Below are 21763 nucleotides of genomic sequence, written 5' to 3'. Positions count from 1 at the left end.
GGTGTCCGGATCATCCTGCTACGGGGCCGAGTTCGCGTCTGCTTCTCCTGCATCGGGTGGAGGACCAGGGGCCAAGTCGACCAGCCCCGCCTGGTAGGCGACGATCACGAGCTGTGCCCGGTCGCGTGCGTCCAGCTTCTGCAGCAGCTTGCCCATGTGGGCTTTCACGGTTGACAGCGTCACGTGCAGCTTCGCCATGATCTCGCTGTTGGACAGTCCCCGCGCGACTAGCTCAAGCACCTCGATCTCGCGCCTGGTCAGTGAATCGAGGACGGACGGGTTTCGGGGTGCGGGGGCGCGGCCGACGAAGTCGGCGATGAGCCGCCGGGTGATCGGCGGCGCCAGGAGCGCATCTCCGGCCGCGACCACCTCGATCGCCGCCACCAGTTCCCGGGGCGGGACGTCCTTGAGCAGGAACCCGGTGGCTCCGGCCCGGAGCCCCGCGTACACGTATTCGTCCAGGTCGAAGGTGGTGAGGATGAGCACTTTCACCGCGGGGTCGGCCGCCGTGATCCGGCGGGTCGCCTCGATGCCGTTCATGACCGGCATCCGCACGTCCATCAGCACCAGGTCGGGGCGAAGGGCGCGGGCCAGTTCCACGGCCCGGCCGCCGTCGGCGGCCTCGCCGACCACCTCGTGGCCCTCCCCGGTCAGCACCATCCGCAGGCTGGCGCACACCAGCCGTTCGTCGTCGGCGACGACCACCCGGAGCGTCACGACACCGCCTTCGCGGGGATCGGCAGATGCGCGGTGACGGCGTAGCCGCCGCCGGGCAGCGGTCCCGCCCGCAGTGACCCGCCGTACAGGGCGACCCGCTCGCGCATGCCCGTCAGCCCGTGCCCGCCGTCGGCGGGCGGGATCCGGAGCGTACGGCCAGGCGGTGGCGGGGGGTTGGTGATGTCCAGCAGCACCGCGTCCGGTTCGTACCCGACCAGCACCGTGCCGCTGCCGGTGCCCGTATGCTTGATGATGTTGGTGAGCGCCTCCTGGACGACCCGGTAGGCGACCAGGTCCGCCCCCGCCGGCAGGGGGCGGGGATGCCCGTGGGTCCGCAGCTCCACCTCGACCCCGGCCTGCGCCGTCCGGGCGATCAGCGAGCCGAGCCCGGCCAGGCCGGGCATCGGGGCCAGCTCGGGGGCCGCCGCCGTACCGTCCGGCTCCTCGCGCAGCACCTGCAGCAACCGCCGTACCTCCGTCATCGCCGCCCGCCCCGTCATCTCGATGGACCCCAGCGTCTCGCGCAACACCGCCTCATGCTGTGGCGTGTGGAGGGCGGCGCCCGCCTGCATGGTCATCACACTCAGCCCGTGCGCGACCACGTCGTGCAGCTCGCGGGCGATGCGCATCCGCTCGGCGGTCAGCAGCGCCCGCGTGCGTTGCCGTTCGAGCGTGGCCAGCCCGGCGAGGTACGCCTGCCGGGCACGTGCCAGCTCCCCGGTCAGCAGCCCCGGCACCACCAGTTCGATGTCGCGCGTCAGCTCGCTGACCGGTTGCCGCACCGCCACCCCCGCCACCAGCAGCACCACGGTCACCGTTCCGGCGAGGGCGGCGGCCTGTCGCCTGTCGCGGGTGACGGTCATGGTGTGCATCGCCAGCACCATCGGGATCGGCGGGTAGCCGCTCAGCGTCCCGGAGACGAGCAGCGCCAGCGTGCCCGCAGTCACCACGACCAGGACGCCGACCGGCCGGCGGCGCCGGGCGATCGTCACCAGCGCCACCACCGCGCCGACCGCCTGCGACAGGAGGTTGCCCTGGCCGATCAGCAGCATGATCGCGCAGGTCAGCGCCGCGCCCGCGACATCGAGAGCGACCCGGTGCCGGGATCGCAGGCGGATCCAGTAGGTCATGAACGAAGCTAACCCGATCTCTCCCGGGCGCCTGTCATCCAAGGGGAGGAGGGCTGTTGGCCTGCGGGCCAACCCGGCCTACGACCGGAGAAGGAGGCGGGAGAGCGAAGAAGCCTCCCCGGCCCGGGGAAGATCCGGCCGTGGCGGACCGGGGAAGTGATCGAGGCCGTTGCAGACCTGGTTGGTGCGGTGGCGTCGGTTGATCCACCGGAGAGACGTGGCCCTCTCTACGCGGGGGCCTTCGCGACATGAAGTCCTCGGGTGATCAGTTCGAGCGCATCGTTCGCCAACTCGGACGTGGTGACCCTGACCAGCAGTCCGCGATCTATCAGCCACATCATGTCTGTGCGGTCCTCGGAGATCACCGGATCACTGTCCTTCCTGGGCTCGACAGGACTCCGCATGACATTCATCGCGAGAATGTCCATGGCGCCGCGTATCTTGCTCGACCGGTAGACGGACACCTGCACCGTCCGAAGGCCGTCGCTGTCCTGCCAGCGAAGCGCCATCCCACTGAGGCCGGCGACGGAAGCAGGAAGGCTCTCCGGCCGGCCGAGACCATCGGGAACGTAACGTACTTCAACACCATCGATCTTGGGGACATCCGCGGCGACGACGCCGCCGGTGGTTTCACCGGGCTGTGAGATGACGGAATAGGCCCAGCCGGCTGCCGCCGCGACAACTATGGCCATGGCCGTGATGATGACCTTCGTGCGCGAACGGACTCGGTTTCGCTGAAGCGGTATCGGGGCGGTTTCCTCTGCCAACACCGGGGACTCAAGTCGCGACAAAACGTCCTCCTCACTACAAGTGAGGATCAACAGTAAGCCAGACGCGGCCGCGTAGAAGGTCGAATTCGGTGAGTGGTGCTCCTGACGGCGGTCGTGGTGATCTCGAAGGGGGTGTGGCGCGCCTCAGCGGCGCGCCAAGGCGATGCGGCGCGCCGCACTTCGAGCCCGAGTTCGCCGAGCGGGTCCGCGCCGCGATCGAGCGGACCACGGCCGGCTGATCCGCCTCGTGGGGTGTGGCCCCGCCGCCTCGGAGAAGGCAGGCCGCGGGGCCGTCGTCGCTCAGGCCTCGAGGCTGCTCATGTCCGCGTAGCGTGCGCCGCGTACCGCGTCGGCGGGTACGGCCGACTCCAGCGCGGTGAGCTGGTCCGGCGTCAGCGTGATGCCGGCGGCCGCGGCGTTCTCCTCCAGGTAGCGGAGCCGCTTGGTGCCCGGGATCGGCACGATGTCGTCACCCTGCGCGAGCAGCCACGCCAGGGACAGCTGAGCCGGGGTGATGCCGGCCGCCTCGGCGATCTTCCGGACCTCGGTGACCAGGGCGGCGTTGCGCGCGGCGTTCTCGCCCTGGTTGCGCGGTGTCCACTTGCGGAAGTCGTCGTCGGGAAGCTGATCGGCCGGAGGGACGGTGCCGGTGAGGATGCCGCGGCTGATCGGGGAGTAGGCCACAAGCCCGACGCCCAATTCGCGCGCGGTGGGCAGGATCTCCTCCTCCAAGCCTCGGGTGAACAGGGAGTACTCGCTCTGCAGGGCGGCGATCGGGTGGACGGCGTTCGCCCTGCGCAGCGTCTCCGCGCTCACCTCCGACAGGCCCAGGTGCCTGACCTTGCCCTGCCGTACGAGCTCGGACATGGCGCCGACGGACTCCTCGACGGGCACGTCGGGGTTTCGGCGGTGCATGTAGTACAGGTCGATGCGGTCGACGCCGAGCCGCCGGAGGGAGGCGTCGCATGCGGCCCTGATGTACTCCGGCGTGTTGTCGATGGAGCGGGCGTTTCCGTCGCGCCTGATGCCGAACTTGGTGGCCAGCACGACCTCGTCCCTGCGGTCCCTGATCGCCCGGCCGACGAGGTCCTCGTTGTGCCCGGTGCCGTACATGTCGGCCGTGTCGAGGAAGTTCAGGCCCAGGTCGAGTGCCCGGTGGATGACGGCGATCGACTCCTTCTCGTCGGCCGGGCCGTAGAACTCCGACATGCCCATGCAGCCGAGGCCGAGTGCCGAGACTTCCAGGCCGCTCTTCCCGAGGGTGCGCTTGATCATGTTGTCTCCCGGTAAGTCTTGATCTTGTAGTCCAGGGCCGACAGGTCCTGGGTGAGTTCGGCGATCCTGGCCGCGACCTTCTCGCGGTGCCGTTCCAGCATCCGGCGGCGCTCCTCGGCGGTGTGCGCGCCCGCGCGGAGCAACTGGGCGTAGCGGCACATGTCGGCGATCGACATACCGGTGGAGCGCAATCTGGTGAGGAAGGCGAGCCATTCGAGGTCCCGCTCGTCGTAGTCGCGGTGCCCGCGGCCGTTCCTGTCGACGGCGTGGATGAGCCCGATCCGCTCGTAGTAGCGCAGCGTGTGCGCGCTCAGTCCTGACCTGCGTGCGGCCTCCTGGATCGTCATGTCTCCAGGGTCGCCCTTAGAGCGTGCTCGAAGTCAAACCGGCACGGCTCCCGGCCGTCCGGGCGGTGATTCACGTCGGGCGCCGCGGGTGGTCGCGGACGTCGTCCGGCGGGTCGAGGCCGGCGAGAATCTCGGGGCGCTGCTCCCCGTGGCCAAGGCTCCGGACGACGTGCTGGTGGCCTACGAGATGAACGGCAGGCCGCTACCGCCCGACCACGGCCACCCCGCGCGCCTCGTCGTGCCGGGGTGGGCCAGCGTCGCCTGGATCACGTGGCTGGGCGACATCAGGTGGCCGAGCCCCTGGAGTCGAGCAGCCGCCTCTACCGCATGCACGGCCCTGGCCACCCACCCGGTGGCGGCCCTCCGCTAATGGCCGGGGTCCGGCGGTCGGAACCCACGAATTGCCAGCGTGCTCAAGGTGAGCCCGCTCTACCGGGAGCTGGCTCACAACCAACTCCTCGCCGACTGATTTCGCGCGTCGGCGGCCGAGCACCGGGTACGTCCGCGCACCACACGCCGATCGAGTCCGCCACTGGGGACGCATCCTCGGCAGCCGCCTGAAAGATCTTGATCTTAGGTGGCGGCGCTCGACTCAGCGCGTCGACCGGACGAGGTTGCCCTCGTAGGCCGCGATGACGAGGTGCGTGCGATCGCGGGCCTGGAGTTTGCTCAACAGGTTGCCGATATGTGTCTTGACGGTCTTGATCGAGATCGTGAGCCGCGCCGCGATTTCGTCGTTGGAGAGCCCGTGACCGACCAAGGTGAGGACCTCGGTCTCCCGCTCGGTGAGTGCGTCCAGCCTCGCCGGCCTCGCCCCTGTGGGCTGGGCAACGTAGGCCTCGATGAGGCGGGTGAGGACTTTCGGGGCAAACAGTGATTCGCCTTGATGAGTTCGGCGGATCGCATCGAGGAGTTTGTCGGGGTGAGAGTCCTTGAGGAGGAAGCCGCTGGCACCGGCCTGGAGAGCCGCGCGGACATACTCGTCAAGCTCGAACATCGTGAGAACGATGACCTTCACTGGTTCAATGCCTGCGTTGGCCGTGATCTGGCGGGTTGCCGCGATTCCATCGGTGCCCGGCATTCGAATGTCCATGAGCACGACGTCGGGACGCAGCTCGGCGCTCAGCCTGACAACCTCATCGCCTGTGCCCGCCTCGCCGACCACCGTCATATCGTGATTGGCGTTGATGACAGCGGCGAGGCTGTGGCGCAGCAACGGCTGGTCGTCGGCGATGACGACGCGAATTCGGGTTCCGCGGTCATTCATGACATTCGGGCCTCAGGAATACGGGCAGTGACCCGGAACCCGTTCTCGACGTGCTCGGCTTGAAAGGTCCCGCCGATCGCGGTGACGCGTTCCCTGAGCCCCTCGATCCCATGCCCGGCTCCCGGGTGAGGGGTCCATCCGTCCACGGGGCCCTCGTCCCAGACGCTCGTGACGATCCAGTCGCCGTCGCGACGGACGTGCACGTTGGCGGTGGTGGGTCCAGCGTGCCGGGCGGTGTTCGTGAGCGCTTCACGCACCATGGAGCAGACAGCGAGTTGCGCCCCGGGGCTGACGTCGTCGATTTCGCCGAGTTCGAGATTGACGGTTGGGCCTGCCCTCTCGGCATCCTCGATGATGGCCGGCAGGTCGTGGAGAGATTCCGCGGGCCGCAGAGGTGCTGCCGTGCCGGTCGAGTCACGCAGCACGTTGAGCATACGGCGTAGCTCCGTCGTGGTCTGCCGTCCGATGCGCTCGATATCCGACAGCGCCGCCGAGCTGTCGTCGGCCGCGCCGGGATAGCGTGCCGTGCTCGCCCGAACGGTGATCAGGCCGAGGCCGTGGGAGACGATGTCGTGCAGTTCGCGAGCGATTCTGAGTCGTTCGGCCTGTGCCGCGCGTTCGGCGGCCCACGCTGTGAGCCGCGCTTCGTACGCGATCCGCTGTCGGCGCGCACGAAACAGCGCCCACAGGGTGACCGTCAACGCCAGCGCGGCGATGACGACTGGGAGGACGACTGCGGTAGTGCCTTCGCGGCCGACTGCGAGAAGGGCGAGTAAGAGCACGACGTGAATAGCGATGGCCGGTGGCCAGACTCGCCGCCTGCGTCTCGGAAGTGCTTCGCCTACCGCCATCCCGCAAGTCTAGGGAATCGTCCGTGAACGGAGCATCGGTCCAGGGTCCGAGGGTCCTGGGTCCGAGCCGGCGAGACAAAATCCGGTCTTCAGCCCGATGGACCGGAGGCCGTGCTCCGAGTTCAGATGTGAACGTGATTACAATCGACGACCTCGTCAAGAGGCGAGGCTCCAAAGAGATCCTGGCCGGCATCAGCTTCCAGGCCCGCCCTGGAAGAGTGACCGGGTTTCTCGGCCCAAACGGGGCGGGCAAAAGCTCCACGCTGCGCATTCTGCTGGGCCTGGATCGGGCGACCTCCGGCACGGCGCTTATCGACTCTGTCCCGTTTGTACAACTTCGTGACCCGCTCGCAACGGTCGGGGCCATGCTGGACGGCTCCGGCGCGCACCGTGCGCGGACGGGCCGGGCGCACCTGCGGTGGGTGGCCCGCTCTGCGGGATTGCACCGTGCGCGCGTCGACGAGGTGCTCGAGATCGTCGGCCTGACGAACGCCGCGTCGAAGCGGGTCGGCAGTTACTCGCTGGGCATGGGGCGTCGCCTCGGGCTGGCGACGGCGCTGCTCGGAGACCCCGAGATTCTGATCCTGGACGAGCCGGTGAACGGGCTGGACCCGGACGGCATCCGGTGGATCAGGACCTTCCTTCGCGAACGCGCCGCATCCGGCCGAACCGTGCTGCTCTCCAGCCACCTGATGGGAGAGCTCGCGGAGACGGTGGACGACGTCGTTGTCATCAACGAGGGCAGGGTCGTCGCGGACGGCACCCTCGACGAGGTCGTCGGCGCACACCGCACTCTGGAGGACGCGTTCTTCGCCCTCACCACCAGCGGTGCGCCATGAGGGCGCTCGCGGCAGAGGCATGGAAGCTCGCCTCATTGCCGACGGTGTGGATCGCGACCGCGGTCGGGGTGCTCGTGCCGAGCGTGATCGCCGGAATCACCGCTTCCGCAACCCTTGGCGCGATCACCCGCGGCGCCGGGACGGTCCCCGGGGTCGACACGGGCTATCAGGAGCTGGCTTTCGGCGTGGTCGGAGCGATCATCCTCGGCGTCGTCGGTATCAGCAGCGAGTACTTCACCGAGAGCGAGGAATCCGGCGGCGGGCGCCAGATCACCACCAGCCTGACCGTCGTCCCCTCCCGCCTCCGATTCCTGCTCACGAAAATCTCCGCGATCGCAATCGCCGCCGCGCTACTCGCGATCATCGCTGCGGCGACGACCATGGGCGTCGTACGGGTGGTACTCGGCGCGCACGCCCTGACGCTGGGAGCCGACGACGTCCCGCGGCTGGTGGGCGTGGTCTGCTACTGGGTGTACACCGCGCTCCTCGCCTTCGGGATCACCGTGCTCACCCGCCACGGGGTCATTCCGCTCGCAGTGCTCATCGCGAACACCTCGGTGGTCACCGTCACCTACTTGCTCACCAAGATCACGCCGCTGGCGAACTATCTGCCCGACATGGCCGGGGTCCGCATGTTCATCCGGAAGCTCGCCGACAACACCGTCGAGATCAGCCCGCTGACCGGCGGCCTGGTGATGACCGCCTGGGTGGCGGTGCTGCTCGTGATCGCCGCCATCGCGTTCACGCGGAGGGACGCATGACCGCCTTTCCCGCGCCGGCGACGCGCGCTCGTGGCCCGGAAGCAGCCCAGGCGCTCGCGGCGGAGCTGTCGAAACTCGTGTCTCTTCCAGCGACCTGGCTCACGCTCGGAGGCACTCTGGTAGTGAACCTGATCCTCGCCATGGCGTTCACCATCGCCGGTCTGCACGGTTCTACCGGCACCAAGAGCGCCACTGACATCGGGCTGGCTTCGATCAGCTACGCGCAAGCCGGCTTCGTCATCCTCGGTGTACTGGCCGCCTGCTCCGAGTACACCGGCGGGCAGATCCGCACCACGCTGATCGCGATGCCCCGCCGCGCCCTCCAGCTCACCGCCAAGCACCTCACGTTGGCGATCGTCGTGCTTCCCGCGGCAGCGATCACGGCTGCGTCCGGAGTCGCGCTCGCGGCTGGTGTGCTCGGCGACACGGCTACGCCCGTGACTTCGGGTCATGTCGCGGCGGCACTGAGCGGTGTGACCGCCTATCTCGCGCTCACGACGTTGATCAGCGCGTCCGTCGGTGCACTGGTGCGTCAGACTCTCGCGGCGGTCGTCATCGTGTTGGGGTACTTCTTCATCGCCGGGCCGCTCCTGCGCGACCACACGCCCGCAGCGAAGTACCTTCCGGACAGTGCCGGATTCGCCATGTGGTTCCCGGTGGCCGACAACGCGAGCGCGGTGACACCGGCGCAAGGTGCGCTGCTTCTCATGGCCTGGACCACCGGCCTGATCGTCGTTGTCATGCTCTTGTATCGCCGCCGGGATACGTGACGGCCGACGTCGTTTACTTCACGCCTTCCTCGCCGCGGTCACCGCCCGCGAAAGAGTCGGCCGGCCGGGCGCCGCGGAGTGGGCGGAGGCGAACCCGGTGACTCCGCGTCAACTGCACCTGTTGACATTCTTGGAGGGCAATAGAAATTATACAGAGGTTTCCGGTGAATTCTGTTAGCGGAAATCCTGCTCAGGTGGTGTTACTGCGTGTCCACGGCCCGATCCGCTCGTAGTAGCGCAGCGTGTGCGCGCTCAGTCCTGACCTGCGTGCGGCCTCCTGGATCGTCATGTCTCCAGGGTCGCCCTTAGAGCGTGCTCGAAGTCAAACCGGCACGGCTCCCGGCCGTCCGGGCGGTGATTCACGTCGGGTGCCGCGGATGATCGCGGACGTCGTCCGCGGGTCGAGGCCGGCGAATTTGGGCCTTGACGGCGAACGGCCCGCGCTGTTCCCTGGCAATGAAAGTTAGGAAGCTTTCCTAACCTTTGCGTCCCCGCCATGACCAGCTGGACCTGCGCCCGCTCGGGGGAGCGTGAACGCGCGGTCCGGCGGAGAGGGCTGTCACGGTGTTCCCCCGCAGTCTCCGACGTCCGTTGATCCTCTTGGCCTCGCTGGCCACGCTGGCCGGCTTCCAGCTCGTCGTCTCGGGGCCCGCTTCGGCGGCGACCCGCTACGAGGCGGAGAACGCCACGATCTCGCAGGGGGTCGTGGAGGCGAACCATCTCAATTATTCCGGTACCGGGTTCGTCAATGGCGACAACGTCGCCGGCAGCTACACGCAGTTCACCTTCAACGCGCCCGCGGCGGGCACCGCGACGCTGGTGCTGCGCTACGCCAACGGCACGGGCGCCGCCCGCACGGCCGACGTCGCGGTGAACGGAACCGTGGTCTCGGCCGGCCGATCGTTCGGAGCGACCGTCGACTGGGACACCTGGGCGAACTCGACCTTGACCACGAACGTGAACGCGGGCGCCAACACGCTCCGGGTGACCGCGACCTCGGCGGGCGGCAACCCCAACCTGGACTACCTGGACGTGACGGTCACCGTCCAGTCGACGGTGTACCAGGCCGAGGACGCCACGCTGTCGCAGGCGTCGGTGGCGACGAACCACACCGGGTACACCGGGACCGGGTTCGTCGACTATGTCAACACCGTCGGCGGTTACATCGAGTGGACGGTCAACGCCGCCTCCGCCGGGCCGGCGACGCTGACGCTCCGGTACGCCAACGGCACGACCACCGACCGGCCGATGGACATCGCGGTCAACGGGACGACCGCCGGCTCCAGGGCGTACCCCGCCACGGGGAATTGGGACACCTGGGCCGACGACACCGTCACCGCGAACCTGAACGCGGGCACGAACACGATCCGCGCCACGGCCACCACCGCGGGCGGCGGGCCGAACGTCGACAAGCTCACCGTCACGGCCGCCTCCGGAGGCGACACCCAGCCGCCCACCGCCCCCGCCGCGCTGACCCAGTCGAACGTCACCGCCACCGGCGCCGACCTCGCCTGGACCGGATCCACGGACAACGTCGCGGTCACCTCGTACGAGGTGCGCAGCGGGACCTCGGTGTACAGGGCGGTCACCGGCAACCCGCCGGCCACCTCCACCACCGTCACCGGCCTGGCCTGCGACACGCCGTACTCGCTCACCGTGGTCGCCCTGGACGCCGCGGGCAACGTCTCCGCCGCGAGTAACGCGGTGAGCTTCCGGACCCTCACCTGCGGCGCCGCGGACGGCGGCGTGCCGTCGAGCATCACGACGATCTCGTCGGGCTGGACGATCCCGTGGGGCCTGTCCTGGCTGCCCGACGGCCAGACGGCGCTCGCCACCGAACGGGACGACAAGGTGACCGCCGGCCAGTTCAAGGTCTTCAAGGTGACCCTGGCCGGCGCCAGAACCCAGGTCGGCACCGTGCCGAACGTGCAGACGACCGGCGGCGAGGGCGGCCTGCTCGGCGTGGCCGTCGACCCGGGCTGGGCCTCCAACCACTACGTGTACTTCTTCCACACCGCGTCCGAGGGCAACCGGATCGTCCGGATGACCTACAACGGCACCTCGCTCAGCGGCTACACGATCCTGGTTCAGGGGATCAAGAAGAACAAGTACCACAACGGCGGCCGGCTGGCCTTCGGCCCCGACGGCTACCTGTACGCGAGCACCGGCGACGCCCAGACGTCGAGCCTCGCCCAGGACACCACCTCGCTCAACGGCAAGATCCTGCGGATGAAGGCCGACGGCACGCCCGCCCCGGGCAACCCGTTCGGGACGCTCGTCTACAGCTACGGCCACCGCAACCCGCAGGGCCTGGCCTTCGACCGCAACGGCAGGCTGTGGGAGGCCGAGTTCGGCGACAGCTCGTTCGACGAGCTCAACCTGATCAAGCCGGGCGGCAACTACGGCTGGCCGACCTGTGAGGGCACGTGCGGCGTCTCCGGCATGACCAACCCGAAGGCGACCTGGCCGGTGAGCACCGCGTCGCCGAGCGGCATCGCGATCGTCCGCAACGTCGTCTACATGGGGGCGCTGCGCGGCGAGCGGCTCTGGCGGATCCCGATCACCGGCGACACCGAGAACGTCGGCGCCGCGACCGCCTACTACGTCGGCGCCTACGGCCGGCTGCGCACCGTGGTCAAGGTCCCCGGAGCCGACCAGCTCTGGCTGACCACCACCAACACCGACAACAACGGCGGCGCCGCCAACGGCGCGGACAAGATCTTCCGGGTCGCCATCAGCTGACACCCGCCTCCGGGTCCCGCACGGAACGCGTGCGGGACCCGGACCACCCCCAACCAGCGGGAGTGTCACGTGCGCAAGTCATCCGCATGCGTCCTCAGCGTCGTCCTGGCCGGATCGCTCGGCTGCCTGGCCCCGTCCGCGCCGGCCGCGTCCACCGTGTACCAGGCGGAGAACGCGACCCTGTCGCAGGCGTCGGTGGCGACGAACCACACCGGGTACACCGGGACCGGGTTCGTCGACTACGTCAACACGGTCAGTTCACCACCGCGAGCGTGCGGCAGCGGGTCGTCGACGCCCTGAAGATCGTCAAGACGAACAACCCCGGCATCAAGACGATCATCACGATGGGCACCACGCCGAACGGACCCGACTCGACCGGTGCCGACCTCATCAACCGCGGCGCGGCGGCCGGGCTGGACAACGACGTCTGGACGATCATGCCGTTCGACTTCGGCTCTTCGCATGCTCCCCCGTGTGAGGGAGGCGAATGCTTCGCGTGGGGGAGGCGGGTGCCGGGCGCTCGCCGGACGATTTCGAGCATGAACGAGAACGGGTTGGACGCGTCGGTGAGCGGCACCGCGACACCGGTCGGCGCCAAATGGACCGCGGCGCGCGTAGTGGCCGGCTACGGCGCCGCGCTGTCGCTGTCGCTCTATCTCGCGGTGAAGGTCATCTGGGTGGTGGCGGCGCTGCTCGGGAGCACGCCGTCCACCTTCACCGACGGCGACTGGATCCTGTTGAACGGGGTCACCGTCGTCATGTCGGTCGTCGGCGTCGTTCTGGGGCTGGCCCTCGCGCAACGATGGGGACGTCGCCTCCCGGCGCCACCGGTGGTCTTCTTCGCCTGGATGGCAGCCGGGTTCCTCATACCGATGATCCCCTACATGCTGTTCGGCGCCGTCCTCGGAGGGGACGCGGGAGGCGGCGACTCCGGAGGCGGGGACGCCGTCCCGTCCTGGGAGACGGCCTTCATCGCCATCGGTTTCGGGGGCATGGCCCTGGGGCTGGCCATCGCGCTCCCCATCTACATGCGGGAAAGGTGGCCGGCCGCGTTCCTCGGACGCGTCGGTGACCACCGGCCGGCGCCCCTCGGCCGATCCCATCTGCGGGCTCTGTACGTCCTGGTCGCGGCACCGGCCCTCCTGTGGGCGTACTGGGCGGCGGGCGGGACGCTCGGCCTCACCCACCGCGACCTGATGAACACCGACGGACGGCTGCTCGCCGGCAACTCCGCGCTCTGGGCCGTCCTGGGCGCCGCCGCGATCCGCACGGTCGCCACCGGACGGCCGAGGATGCCCCGGTGGATCCCCATGGCGGTGGCCTTCACGTCGTCGGGCTCGCTGGTCGCGTGGTCGGCGTGGAAGCTCCCGTGGGCCTTACTCCGGCCGGGCGGTTACACGGCCGCCGAATATCCGGCCGTTTCCGTCGTCCAGTACGGGCTGAGCATCACCGCCGGAATCGTGATGCTGGCCGCGCTGCGCGAAGCCGCGCGGCCGCGCCAGAGCGGGGTCCGGTGATTCGCCGGTCCGTGTTCGGGCGTCACGCGCCCGTGGTTCACCTGGCCCCGGCGAAGGTCACCCGGATCGAGTACAGGTCCCCGTCCGAGCCCGTGATGAACAGGTTGTTTCGCTTGGGGCCGCCGAAGGTGAGGTTCGAGGCCGCCTCGGGGAGGCGGAGGCGTGCGATCAGGGTGCCGTCGGGGGCGTAGCAGTGGAGGCCTTCCAGGGCCGCCGCCCACACCCGGCCGTAGCAGTCGAGGCGGATCCCGTCGAACCAGGCCTCGGCGAAGACCTTGCCGCCCGTCAGAGTCCCTTCCGGGGTCACCTCGAACACCCTCAGGTGCCGCTTGCGGGTGTCCACGATGTACAGCAGCGACTCGTCCGGCGAGAAGGCCAGGCCGTTCGGCCGGTCGAAGTCGTCGGCCACGATCGACAGCTCACCGGAGGCGGGGTCGAGGCGGTAGACGTGGTCGCCGCCGATCTCACTCTCGGCCGGGCTGCCCTCGTAGTAGCCGGTGATGCCGTAGCGCGGGTCGGTGAACCAGATCGTGCCGTCCGAGCGGACCACCACGTCGTTGGGGCTGTTGAGGCGCTTGCCCTGGTAGTTGTCGGCGAGGACGGTGACGGTGCCGTCGTGCTCGGTCCTGGTGACCCGCCTGGCGCCCTGCTCGCAGGTGATCAGCCGGCCCTCGAGGTCGACGGTGTTGCCGTTGGCGTTGCCCGACGGGGTGCGGAAGACGCCGACGGCGCCGGTGGTCTCGTCCCAGCGCAGCAGCCGGTCGTTGGGGATGTCGCTCCAGACCAGGTAGCGCCCCGCGGGGAAGTAGGCGGGCCCTTCGGTCTTACGGCTGCCGCTGTGGAGCACCTCCACGTAGTTGTCGCCACCGTCGTTGCCGAAACGCTCATCGAGCACCTCAAACTCGGCCCGGAATCGCTCCATGACTGAACCTCCTTCGGTAATATTTGCATTATGCCAAACGAGATTCAGTTGGACGACATTGATCGCACGCTCGTGGCCGAGCTGCAGCGCGACGCCGCGCAGTCCTACGCGGCGCTGGGGCGGGCGGTCGGGCTGTCGGGCGGGGCGGTGCACGAGCGGGTGCGCAAGCTGCGCGAGCGCGGGGTCATCCGGGCGACCACGGTCGAGGTGGATCCCGTGGCGCTGGACCGGCCGGTGCTGGCGTACGTGATGGTCGGCGCCGACGCGTGGATGGGGGAGTCCGGGGGCGCCTTCGCGGAGATCCCGGAGATCATGGAGGCGCACGTGATCGCGGGGGAGGCGTCGGTGCTCGTCAAGGTGCGTACGGCGACCACCGAGCAGCTCCAGGACGTGCTGCGGCGGATCTACGGCATCCAGGGAGTGGCGCACACCCAGGCGATCGTCGTCCTGGAGACCTTCTTCGAACGCCCGGTGTTCCCCTGACCGACCGGCCGGCCACACGAAGGTAGGGACCGGCGGTGCCGAAGGTCGGGGAGCGCCGTCCCGATCTTGATCCGGCGGACGCGGAGCGCCGAGACTCGATCGCCATGGAGGACATGCTCACTGAGGCCGCCCGCCGCCTCGGCGTGACCGGGGCGCAGGCCGCCGTGATCGCCGAGGGCGAGCTGCGCGTGGCGGCGACCGGGACGGCCAACGCCGAGCTCGGCATCCCGATGGGCCCGCGCACCCTGATCCAGATCGGTTCGACCACCAAACTGCACACGGCGGTGCTGGTGATGACCCTCGTGGACGAGGGCCTGGTGGACCTGGACACCCCGGTCAGGCGCTACCTGCCGGAGCTGCGGCTGGCCGACGAGGAGGCCGCCCGTTCAGTGACGCCGCGCCACCTGCTGTCCATGACCAGCGGGATCGACAACGGCCGCTACGACGACGACCACGACGACCCCCTCGGCTACCTCTCGACGTTCGCGGACATGGACACGCTGTTCGCGCCGGGCGACGGCTACTCGTACAGCAACGCCTCGACGGTCGTCTCCGGCGCGCTGGTCGCCCGGCTGACCGGGCTGAGCTGGGACGAGGCGCTGCGGCGCCGGGTGTTCGAGCCGCTCGGCCTGCGGGACTGCCTCACGCTGTGGGAGGAGCTGCCCTACCACCGGGTCGCCGTTGGCCACGCGCCGGACGGCTCGGTGGTGCGGCCGTGGGCGCTCGCCCGCGGATCGGGGCCCGCGGGGAGCACGCTGTGCTCGACGGCCGCCGACCTCGCCCGGTTCGGCGAGCTGTTCCTGCGCGACGGCGGCGGCGTGCTCTCGCCCGGCGCCTGCGCCGCGATGCAGGTCCCCCAGGTGGCGCTGCCGACCCGGCGGTTCGCCGACGAGTGGTGCCTGGGGCCGTACCGGCGGGACTTCTGCGGGCTGGAGGTCTTCGGGCACAGCGGGACCAACCTCGGCGGCTCCTCGACGCTGCTGTGGGCGCCGTCCACCGGCGCCGTCGTCGCGGTGGTGTGCAACACGCCGCGCGCCGGATACCCGCTGGCCGCCGAGGTGGCCGCGCACGTGCTGGGCGCCGCCCCGGCGGACGTCGAGCCGGTCACGCGGCAGACCACCGACCCCGGCCGGTACGAGGGGCGCTACGCCGCCTGCGACCTGCGCTACGACGTGACCTCGGCGGACGGCGTGCTGACCGTGACGCTGGAGGAGACGGCGACCGGCCGGCCGAGCCCGCCGGTCGCGCTGCTGCCGCTGGACGGGGACCGGTTCCTGCCCGAGGTGGACCTGTCGGGCGGCCGGGGCTGGGATCTGGCCTTCGTGGTCGAGGACGGCCGCGCCGTACGCCTGGTCAGCGGGGCGTTCGCCGCCCGCCGGGTCCGCTGACCTCGCCCGGAGAGCGGGCTCACTCCCGGGAGACCAGGCCGGCGTCGTAGGCCAGCAGCGCCGCCTGAGTGCGGTTGGCGCAGCCGAGTTTGGCCAGCAGCCGCGAGACGTATCCCTTGACCGTCGTCTCGCTCAGGAACAGCCGGGCCCCGATCCCCGCGTTGGACAGCCCCTCCGCCAGGCAGGTCAGCACCTCGGTCTCCCGCTCGGAGAGCCCGGCCACCAGCGCCCGCGCGGCGCGCCTGGCCGGCTCGCCGGGCGCGAAGGCCGAGAACAGCCGCCTCGCCATGGCCGGGGAGATGACCGCGTGGCCCTCGGCGGCGACCCGGACCACGCCGGCGAGGTCCTCGGGGTCGGTGTCCTTGAGCAGGAAGCCGAACGCGCCCGCGCGCATCGCCCGCACCGCGTACTCGTCGAGGTCGAAGGTGGTCAGCATGATGATCGTCGGTGGGCCGGGCAGCGCGCAGGCGCGCTCGGTCGCGGCCAGGCCGTCCACGCCGGGCATCCGGATGTCCATCAGCACGACGTCCGGCGACAGCCGGACGATCGCCTCGACGGCCTCGGCGCCGTCGTAGGCCTCGCCCACCACCTCCAGGTCGTCGGCGCGCGACAGGATCGCGCGCAGGTGGGCGCAGACCATCCGCTCGTCGTCCACCAGCAGCACCCTGATCATCACGCCTCCTTCCTGTTCCTGCCGGGCAGCGTCGCGAGCAGGCGGAAGCCACCGTCCTCGGTCGGGCCGGCGGAGAACGCGCCGCCGACCAGCTCCACCCGCTGCCGCAGTCCGAGCAGCCCGGTGCCAGACGGCGGCAGGTCCTCCGGCGGCGGCGCGGCCGCCGCCGGGTTGCTCACCGCGACGCGCACCCCGCCCTCGTGGCGGCTCAGCCGTACCCGCACGGGGGCGCCGGGGGCGTGCTTGCGCGCGTTGGTCAGCGCCTCCTGTACCACCCGGTACGCGGTGCGGCCGAGCGGCGCCGACACCTCGATCCCCTCGTCCTGGCGCAGCGACACGCGCAGCCCGGACCCGGTGACGAGCCGGGAGACGTCCAGCAGGCTCGGCGGGGGCGCGAGGTCGGCGGGCTCGCTGTCGTGCAGCACCCCGACGACCTCGCGCAGCTCGCCGAGCGCGCGCCGGCCCGTCGTGCGCAGCTCCTCGGCCGCCGCGCGCACCTCCGGGGTGGGCGCGGCCATCCGCAGCGACCCCGCCTGCAGGACCATCAGGCTGACGTGGTGGGTGACCACGTCGTGCATCTCGCGGGCGAGCCGGGTGCGCTCCTCGGCCCTGGCCTGCTCGACCAGCAGCCGCTGCTCGCGCTCGGCGCGTTCGGCCCGCTCGGCGAGCGCCGTGTTGAGCCGCCGCTGGGTGTCGGCGTACAGGCCGAGCAGCGTGGCGGGCACCACGATCAGGCCGCAGATCGAGGCGATCTGCAGCAGCGTGGCCAGGTCGCGGGCCTCCCACAGACGGCACAGCACGAGCAGCGCCAGCGCGGACACCGCCAGCAGCAGCCGCCGGTCGCCGCGATGGGCGCCGAGCGAGTACAACGCGAACGGGATGGACAGCGGCACCTCGACGTAGCAGAGCGGGATCGTGGCCAGGACCACCGCGAGGGGGAAGCGCCGCCGCACGAGTAGGAGCGCCGCGCCGGCGATCTGCACCCAGATCCCGTGCCACCGCACCTCGGGGACCAGCGCCATCGGCACCGCCCCGTTGATCGCCAGGTCGCTGCCGACGCCCACCACGCCCACCGCCGCGGCCAGCGCGACGTCTCCGGCCAGCCTCCGGACCCCCGCATTCATGCAGGAAACGCTACCGGCGCCGGCAGAAGGGGCGGATGCCACGAAAGTAGGTTCCAGCGCCCCACTTTTCCCATCGGTCCCCACCCCAACGGCCCTCGTGCGCCGCCGCCCCGGCGCGTGATCATCGTTCGGCATGAACGATCCTTCACGCTCAGCCGATCCGCTGAGCAGGCAGGACGCCCGCGCCGTGCTGGGCGTCACCGGCGGGAAGGGCGACACCGCGCCGCTGCTGCGCACACTCAGGGAGCACGGCGTCGGGCTGTCCTTCATGGCGGCGCTGACCGTGCTCGCGGTCGTGGACAACTTCCAGACCCAGGCGTTCGGCGTGCTCGCGCCCGAGGTCGCCGCCTCGTTCGGGATGAACGCCGGTTCCCTGTCGGGGATCGTCGCCGCCCAGGGCGTGGCGGCGGGGCTGGCGCCGTTCGCGGTGGCGGCGCTCCTGCGCCGCTATCCGCACCGGGTGCGGCTGGCCGTCGGCACCGGGTTCGCCTGGAGCCTCACCACGCTGTTCACCGGCTCCGTGGTCGGGCCGGTCTCGCTGGCGGCGCTCATGGTGCTGAACGGCGCGAGCACCGGCACCGTGGCGCTGCTGCATCCGCCCCTGCTGATGGACGCCTACCCGCCCGCCGCGCGGATGCGGGTGATGTCGCTGTATTCGGCGTCCTCGCCGCTGGCCGGGATCCTGGCGCCCCTGGTCATCGCCGGGCTGGTGTCGTGGCTCGGCATGGACTGGCGGGCGGTGTTCGCCACGCTCGGCGCCGTGTCGCTGGTGGCCTGCCTGTACGCGCTGCGGCTGCGCGAGCCGGAGCTCGGCCGCTGGGACGTGGCCGAGCTGCGAGCCAGGTCGGGCACGGCGGCGGAGCCCCCGGCCCGGGAGCACCTGCCCGGCTTCTGGGGGACCGTGCGGCGGGTGCTGCGCATCCCGTCGGTGCGGCGGATGTGCGTCGGCTTCACCGCGATGGGCGCGCTGGCCGTGCCGTACGGCGTGGTGGTCTCGACGCTGCTGGAGCATGACTACGGCCTGACGCCCGGCCAGCGCGGCCTGTTCACCAGCGCGGGCGCCGCGGTGTCGATCGTGGCGCTCGCGGCCTTCGGCGGCCGGGCGGAGGCGGCCTACCGGGCGGGTCCGGCGCGCTTCATGGCGTTGGCCGGCGGCACGCTCGGGGCGGCCGCGGCGTCCTTCGGCCTGTCGGCGGTCGTGCCGAACCTGTGGGTGATGCTCACGCTGCTCGCGCTGGGCCAGGCGCTGCTCGCGGTGATCGGGCCGTGCCTGTTCATCGGCGCGCTCTCGGTCGTACGGCCGGCGGACCGGGCGCACGCGATGGCGGCCCTGGGGCTGATCATCGCGCTCGGCGGGCTGATCGGGGCCGGGCTGCTCGCGCTGTCCACGGTGGCGCTCGACCCGCGCGGAGGGCTCCTGCTGCTGCTCGTTCCCGCGGTGGCCGGGGCGTTGTTCGTCGCGACCATCCACAAAACCCTCATGGGCGATCTCGACGCCCTGATCGATCACGCGATTGGAGAGACCGAATGATTGAGGCGTATCGCTGTGCCGAGGCGCTGCATCCGTCGCAGGAGCCGAAGCTCGTACATCGAGCGGCGATCACCCCGGTCTGGGAGGACGAGTCGTTCTCCTACGAGGTGAGCACCCCCGACGGCCCCTCGCTTGTCCGGATATTTCCGGACAAAAAGGAGCGGGTGGAGGAGGGGGCGCCCCCGGCGGCGGAGCCCGTGCTGCCGCCCGAGCTGACCGGCGCCCAGACCTCGCCGGACGGACGCCACGCCGTCTCCGTCGAGGACGGGAACCTCGCGGTGAACGGCGTGCGGATCACCCACGACGGCGCGGAGGGCCACGCGTACGGCCTGCCCAGCGACCAGAACCGGCTGCCGATCGTGGTCGCCCAGGCCGGCATGACCACGCCGCCGCTGCTCGTCTGGGCCCCGGACGGCCGCAGGTTCGTCACGCTCCGCGTCGACCAGCGGCACGTGCCCACGCTCACCCTCACCCAGTCCTGCCCGCCGGACGGAGGGCCCCGGCCGCTCGCCCACACCCTGCACTACGAGATGCCGGGCGACCCGCTCCCCACCTTCCAGCAGATGATCTTCGACGCGGAGACCGGCGACCGGGTCGACATCGCCATCGAGCCGCTCACCTTCACCCACGACGCGCCACTCGGCGTCGGCAGGGTCTGGTGGGAGGACGACGACACGCTCTGGATGCTCTACGGCACCCGCGGCTACCGGGCCGCCGAGCTGTACCGGATCGACGCCAGGACCGGCGACGCGACCGTGGTCCTGCGGGAGCACAGCGAGACGGTGATGTACTCCGCTCCGACCATCGTGGAGGCCCCGCTGGTGCGCACCAGCGGCGACGAGGTGCTCTGGTACTCCGACCGCTCGGGCTGGGGCCACCTCTACCGGTACGCGGGCGGCGAGCTGAAGAACGCCGTGACCGAGGGCGAGTGGCTGGTGCGCGACCTCCTCCGGGTGGACTGGGACGCCCGCGAGGTGCTCTTCATGTCCGGCGGACACGGCGCCAACCCGTACGACCGGAGGTTGTGCCGGGCCGGCCTGGACGGCGGCGGCGTCACCGTGCTCACCCCCGAGGACGGCGACCACCACGTCCAGGTGTCGCCCGACGGCCGCCTGCTGGTCGACACCTACGCCACGCCGGGAACGCCGAGCGTCACCGTGCTGCGCGACGCCGACGGCGCGGTCGTGATGGAGCTGGAGCGCGCCGACCTGAGCGCGCTGGAGAAGGCGGGCTGGCGGGCGCCCGAGCGGTTCACGGCCAAGGCCGCCGACGGCGTGACCGACGTGCACGGCCTGCTGTTCCTGCCCGGCTTCTTCGACCCGTCCCGGCGCTACCCGATCCTCGACTCGGTCTACAACGGCCCGCAGATCCCCCGGCAGCTCCGCACCACGCTGCGCGGCTACGCGCTCGACCCCTGGCTGCTCGACCCGGCGGCCGGCGCGGCGTCGCTGGCCGCGCTCGGCCTCGCCGTGGTGGTGCTCGACGGGCGCGGCACGCCGTACCGGGGCAAGGCGTTCCAGGACGCCTCCTACGGGGACCCCGGAGTGTCGGTGGGGCTTGCCGACCACGTGGCGGCGATCACCCAGCTCGCGGCCGAGCGGCCCTACCTCGACCTGGACCGGGTCGGGATCGCCGGCCACTCGGGCGGCGGCGCGGCCACGGTCCGGGCGCTGCTGACGCACCCGGAGTTCTTCGGCGTGGGCGTCGCCTCCGCCGGCGACCACGAGCACAGCGGCTACTACGCGATCTGGAGCGAGACCTACCAGGGGCCGCCGCCGCAGGACTACACCGCCGATTCGCTGCTGCCGCACGCGGAGCGGCTGGCGGGCAAACTGCTGATCCTCTTCGGCGAGATGGACGACAACTGCCATCCCGCCCTGTCGCTGCGCCTCGTCGACGCGTTCATCCGGGCGGACGCCGACTTCGAGATGCTCATGGTCCCCAACGCCGCGCACAGCTACCTGCACGCCGAGGCGCACGTGCTCCGCCGACAGTGGGACTTCCTCACCCGGCACCTGATCGGCGCCGAGCCGCCGGCCGGATACCGCATCGACCCGATCTTCGGAGGCGCCGCGTGACCATCGACCCCTCGACCCGGACGCTCTGCGTGCCCGCCTGGACGAACTGGCCCGGGAGCACGGGATCACCGGAGCCGCGATCGCCGTCGCCGTCCGAGGGGCTGGAGCGCCAGGCGGTAGCTTGGGAAGTGGAGGCGATGGCCATGCCCACTGCTCGAGAGCTCAAGGACGCGCTCTTCGACGCGATGAACGCCCACGACCTGGACAGGGTGCTCGCCTGCTACAGCCCGGACGCCGTCTACGTGACCCCGGCCGGCGTCGCCGAAGGGCACGAGCAGATCGCCTGGCAGTTCGAGCACCTCTTCAAGGCCTTCCCGGACCTGCACATCGCGGCGTGGTACAAGGTCGAATGCGACGATCCCGCGGTCACGGAATACACGCTCGTCGGCACCCACACGGGGCCCTTCCTCCTGCCGGACGGCGTCGAGTCCGCGGGGACCGGCCGCCGCGTCGTGCTCCGCGGCGCCTGCGCGTGCGCGACCGAGAACGGCCGGATCATCACCGACCGGGACTACTACGACCAGCTGGAGCTGTACTGCCAGCTCGGTTTCCACCTCGAACCCGACCAGGCCGCCTGA

Annotated in this window: 23 protein-coding genes; 12 read left to right on the top strand and 11 right to left on the bottom strand. The window is 70.7% G+C overall.

Annotated elements, in window-relative coordinates; genetic code table 11:
• Nucleotides 1-18: 18 nt before the first annotated feature.
• The 5 genes from AWQ71_RS31760 to AWQ71_RS31740 form a co-directional block, all read right to left on the bottom strand.
• Nucleotides 19-717: a response regulator transcription factor gene (locus tag AWQ71_RS31760; RefSeq protein WP_281196353.1), complete on the bottom strand. Its 699-nt coding sequence runs from the start codon at nt 715-717 to the stop codon at nt 19-21.
• Nucleotides 714-1847 carry a sensor histidine kinase gene (locus tag AWQ71_RS31755; RefSeq protein ID WP_067140195.1) on the bottom strand — a complete coding sequence of 378 codons (1134 nt, stop codon included), beginning with the start codon at nt 1845-1847 and terminating at the stop codon, nt 714-716. The genes AWQ71_RS31760 and AWQ71_RS31755 overlap by 4 nt, the downstream gene beginning before the upstream one ends.
• Nucleotides 1848-2074: 227 nt before the next feature.
• Nucleotides 2075-2539 carry a hypothetical protein gene (locus AWQ71_RS31750; protein ID WP_157570690.1) on the bottom strand — a complete coding sequence of 155 codons (465 nt, stop codon included), beginning with the start codon at nt 2537-2539 and terminating at the stop codon, nt 2075-2077.
• A 378-nt stretch (nt 2540-2917) separates the two neighbouring features.
• Nucleotides 2918-3892, bottom strand: a complete 975-nt coding sequence (locus tag AWQ71_RS31745; protein ID WP_067140189.1) for an aldo/keto reductase — start codon at nt 3890-3892, stop codon at nt 2918-2920.
• Nucleotides 3889-4239 (bottom strand): MerR family transcriptional regulator, encoded by a 351-nt coding sequence (locus tag AWQ71_RS31740; protein ID WP_067140186.1) that lies wholly within the window; start codon nt 4237-4239, stop codon nt 3889-3891. Before AWQ71_RS31740 ends, AWQ71_RS31745 begins: the two co-directional genes overlap by 4 nt.
• An 88-nt stretch (nt 4240-4327) precedes the next feature.
• On the opposite strand from AWQ71_RS31740, the gene AWQ71_RS44050 reads away from it, so the two are divergent.
• The gene (locus AWQ71_RS44050) at nt 4328-4609 is read left to right on the top strand and encodes a molybdopterin-dependent oxidoreductase (RefSeq protein ID WP_067140183.1); all 282 of its coding nucleotides are present in this window, start codon (nt 4328-4330) and stop codon (nt 4607-4609) included.
• Between the two features lie 222 nt (nt 4610-4831).
• On the opposite strand, the gene AWQ71_RS31730 is transcribed toward AWQ71_RS44050, so the two are convergent.
• Entirely contained in the window at nt 4832-5506 is a 675-nt protein-coding gene (locus tag AWQ71_RS31730; protein ID WP_067140179.1) for a response regulator transcription factor, read from the bottom strand.
• Nucleotides 5503-6357 carry a sensor histidine kinase gene (locus tag AWQ71_RS31725; RefSeq protein WP_067140176.1) on the bottom strand — a complete coding sequence of 285 codons (855 nt, stop codon included), beginning with the start codon at nt 6355-6357 and terminating at the stop codon, nt 5503-5505. Before AWQ71_RS31725 ends, AWQ71_RS31730 begins: the two co-directional genes overlap by 4 nt.
• Between AWQ71_RS31725 and AWQ71_RS31720 the strand changes: the two genes are divergently transcribed.
• Genes AWQ71_RS31720 through AWQ71_RS31710 form a run of 3 tightly spaced genes read left to right on the top strand, consistent with a single transcriptional unit; the run spans nt 6309 to nt 8727 of the window.
• Nucleotides 6309-7196, top strand: a complete 888-nt coding sequence (locus tag AWQ71_RS31720) for an ABC transporter ATP-binding protein (RefSeq protein ID WP_369407227.1) — start codon at nt 6309-6311, stop codon at nt 7194-7196. The genes AWQ71_RS31725 and AWQ71_RS31720 overlap by 49 nt on opposite strands.
• Nucleotides 7193-7957 carry an ABC transporter permease gene (locus tag AWQ71_RS31715; RefSeq protein ID WP_067140172.1) on the top strand — a complete coding sequence of 255 codons (765 nt, stop codon included), beginning with the start codon at nt 7193-7195 and terminating at the stop codon, nt 7955-7957. The genes AWQ71_RS31720 and AWQ71_RS31715 overlap by 4 nt, the downstream gene beginning before the upstream one ends.
• Nucleotides 7954-8727 carry an ABC transporter permease gene (locus AWQ71_RS31710; protein ID WP_067140168.1) on the top strand — a complete coding sequence of 258 codons (774 nt, stop codon included), beginning with the start codon at nt 7954-7956 and terminating at the stop codon, nt 8725-8727. Before AWQ71_RS31715 ends, AWQ71_RS31710 begins: the two co-directional genes overlap by 4 nt.
• Nucleotides 8728-8917: 190 nt before the next feature.
• Here the strand turns inward: AWQ71_RS31710 and AWQ71_RS40840 are convergent, their stop codons facing one another.
• Nucleotides 8918-9016, bottom strand: coding sequence for a MerR family DNA-binding transcriptional regulator (locus AWQ71_RS40840; RefSeq protein ID WP_084259508.1), 99 nt, complete (start codon nt 9014-9016; stop codon nt 8918-8920).
• Between the two features lie 302 nt (nt 9017-9318).
• Between AWQ71_RS40840 and AWQ71_RS31705 the strand changes: the two genes are divergently transcribed.
• The 3 genes from AWQ71_RS31705 to AWQ71_RS31695 all read left to right on the top strand — a co-directional run bounded on the left by AWQ71_RS31705 (nt 9319) and on the right by AWQ71_RS31695 (nt 12986).
• Nucleotides 9319-11469: a PQQ-dependent sugar dehydrogenase gene (locus AWQ71_RS31705; RefSeq protein ID WP_067140165.1), complete on the top strand. Its 2151-nt coding sequence runs from the start codon at nt 9319-9321 to the stop codon at nt 11467-11469.
• Between the two features lie 69 nt (nt 11470-11538).
• Entirely contained in the window at nt 11539-11769 is a 231-nt protein-coding gene (locus AWQ71_RS31700) for a carbohydrate-binding protein (RefSeq protein WP_067140162.1), read from the top strand.
• Nucleotides 11742-12986: a glycoside hydrolase family 18 protein gene (locus AWQ71_RS31695; protein WP_218002045.1), complete on the top strand. Its 1245-nt coding sequence runs from the start codon at nt 11742-11744 to the stop codon at nt 12984-12986. Before AWQ71_RS31700 ends, AWQ71_RS31695 begins: the two co-directional genes overlap by 28 nt.
• Nucleotides 12987-13023: 37 nt before the next feature.
• On the opposite strand, the gene AWQ71_RS31690 is transcribed toward AWQ71_RS31695, so the two are convergent.
• Nucleotides 13024-13908 carry an SMP-30/gluconolactonase/LRE family protein gene (locus tag AWQ71_RS31690; protein WP_067140159.1) on the bottom strand — a complete coding sequence of 295 codons (885 nt, stop codon included), beginning with the start codon at nt 13906-13908 and terminating at the stop codon, nt 13024-13026.
• A 30-nt stretch (nt 13909-13938) separates the two neighbouring features.
• Here AWQ71_RS31690 and AWQ71_RS31685 point away from each other — a divergent pair, with 30 nt between their 5' ends.
• Together AWQ71_RS31685 and AWQ71_RS31680 are read left to right on the top strand one after the other, a co-directional pair.
• The gene (locus AWQ71_RS31685) at nt 13939-14391 is read left to right on the top strand and encodes an Lrp/AsnC family transcriptional regulator (protein ID WP_245658673.1); all 453 of its coding nucleotides are present in this window, start codon (nt 13939-13941) and stop codon (nt 14389-14391) included.
• Nucleotides 14392-14426: 35 nt separating this feature from the next.
• Nucleotides 14427-15779 carry a serine hydrolase domain-containing protein gene (locus tag AWQ71_RS31680; protein ID WP_067140152.1) on the top strand — a complete coding sequence of 451 codons (1353 nt, stop codon included), beginning with the start codon at nt 14427-14429 and terminating at the stop codon, nt 15777-15779.
• Between the two features lie 19 nt (nt 15780-15798).
• On the opposite strand, the gene AWQ71_RS31675 is transcribed toward AWQ71_RS31680, so the two are convergent.
• Both AWQ71_RS31675 and AWQ71_RS31670 read right to left on the bottom strand, forming a co-directional pair.
• Complete coding sequence (locus AWQ71_RS31675) at nt 15799-16452, bottom strand: response regulator (RefSeq protein WP_067140150.1); 654 nt, start codon at nt 16450-16452, stop codon at nt 15799-15801.
• Nucleotides 16452-17576, bottom strand: a complete 1125-nt coding sequence (locus AWQ71_RS31670; protein WP_067140147.1) for a sensor histidine kinase — start codon at nt 17574-17576, stop codon at nt 16452-16454. The genes AWQ71_RS31675 and AWQ71_RS31670 overlap by 1 nt, the downstream gene beginning before the upstream one ends.
• Before the next feature lie 133 nt (nt 17577-17709).
• On the opposite strand from AWQ71_RS31670, the gene AWQ71_RS31665 reads away from it, so the two are divergent.
• The 3 genes from AWQ71_RS31665 (at nt 17710) to AWQ71_RS31655 (ending at nt 21763) form a co-directional block, all read left to right on the top strand.
• Nucleotides 17710-19107: an MFS transporter gene (locus tag AWQ71_RS31665; RefSeq protein ID WP_067140144.1), complete on the top strand. Its 1398-nt coding sequence runs from the start codon at nt 17710-17712 to the stop codon at nt 19105-19107.
• Nucleotides 19104-21185 carry a S9 family peptidase gene (locus AWQ71_RS31660; RefSeq protein ID WP_067140141.1) on the top strand — a complete coding sequence of 694 codons (2082 nt, stop codon included), beginning with the start codon at nt 19104-19106 and terminating at the stop codon, nt 21183-21185. Before AWQ71_RS31665 ends, AWQ71_RS31660 begins: the two co-directional genes overlap by 4 nt.
• A 143-nt stretch (nt 21186-21328) precedes the next feature.
• The gene (locus tag AWQ71_RS31655; RefSeq protein WP_067140350.1) at nt 21329-21763 is read left to right on the top strand and encodes an ester cyclase; all 435 of its coding nucleotides are present in this window, start codon (nt 21329-21331) and stop codon (nt 21761-21763) included.

It is taken from the genome of Microtetraspora malaysiensis (genome assembly GCF_001528665.1).
Classification (GTDB): Bacteria; Actinomycetota; Actinomycetes; order Streptosporangiales; family Streptosporangiaceae; genus Microtetraspora_A; species Microtetraspora_A malaysiensis.
This window is presented reverse-complemented; position numbering and strand designations above follow the sequence as displayed.

What these genes read in the sequence shown, in the direction of transcription:
- AWQ71_RS31665 (WP_067140144.1), top strand. Translation starts at nt 17,710, where the DNA reads ATGAACGATCCTTCACGCTCAGCCGATCCGCTGAGCAGGCAGGACGCC.
- AWQ71_RS31750 (WP_157570690.1), bottom strand. Translation starts at nt 2,539, where the DNA reads ATGGCCATAGTTGTCGCGGCGGCAGCCGGCTGGGCCTATTCCGTCATC.
- AWQ71_RS31670 (WP_067140147.1), bottom strand. Translation starts at nt 17,576, where the DNA reads ATGAATGCGGGGGTCCGGAGGCTGGCCGGAGACGTCGCGCTGGCCGCG.
- AWQ71_RS31660 (WP_067140141.1), top strand. Translation starts at nt 19,104, where the DNA reads ATGATTGAGGCGTATCGCTGTGCCGAGGCGCTGCATCCGTCGCAGGAG.
- AWQ71_RS31755 (WP_067140195.1), bottom strand. Translation starts at nt 1,847, where the DNA reads ATGACCTACTGGATCCGCCTGCGATCCCGGCACCGGGTCGCTCTCGAT.
- AWQ71_RS31690 (WP_067140159.1), bottom strand. Translation starts at nt 13,908, where the DNA reads ATGGAGCGATTCCGGGCCGAGTTTGAGGTGCTCGATGAGCGTTTCGGC.
- AWQ71_RS31715 (WP_067140172.1), top strand. Translation starts at nt 7,193, where the DNA reads ATGAGGGCGCTCGCGGCAGAGGCATGGAAGCTCGCCTCATTGCCGACG.
- AWQ71_RS31730 (WP_067140179.1), bottom strand. Translation starts at nt 5,506, where the DNA reads ATGAATGACCGCGGAACCCGAATTCGCGTCGTCATCGCCGACGACCAG.
- AWQ71_RS31685 (WP_245658673.1), top strand. Translation starts at nt 13,939, where the DNA reads ATGCCAAACGAGATTCAGTTGGACGACATTGATCGCACGCTCGTGGCC.
- AWQ71_RS31655 (WP_067140350.1), top strand. Translation starts at nt 21,329, where the DNA reads ATGCCCACTGCTCGAGAGCTCAAGGACGCGCTCTTCGACGCGATGAAC.
- AWQ71_RS31675 (WP_067140150.1), bottom strand. Translation starts at nt 16,452, where the DNA reads ATGATCAGGGTGCTGCTGGTGGACGACGAGCGGATGGTCTGCGCCCAC.
- AWQ71_RS31740 (WP_067140186.1), bottom strand. Translation starts at nt 4,239, where the DNA reads ATGACGATCCAGGAGGCCGCACGCAGGTCAGGACTGAGCGCGCACACG.
- AWQ71_RS31710 (WP_067140168.1), top strand. Translation starts at nt 7,954, where the DNA reads ATGACCGCCTTTCCCGCGCCGGCGACGCGCGCTCGTGGCCCGGAAGCA.
- AWQ71_RS31725 (WP_067140176.1), bottom strand. Translation starts at nt 6,357, where the DNA reads ATGGCGGTAGGCGAAGCACTTCCGAGACGCAGGCGGCGAGTCTGGCCA.
- AWQ71_RS40840 (WP_084259508.1), bottom strand. Translation starts at nt 9,016, where the DNA reads ATGACGATCCAGGAGGCCGCACGCAGGTCAGGACTGAGCGCGCACACG.
- AWQ71_RS31745 (WP_067140189.1), bottom strand. Translation starts at nt 3,892, where the DNA reads ATGATCAAGCGCACCCTCGGGAAGAGCGGCCTGGAAGTCTCGGCACTC.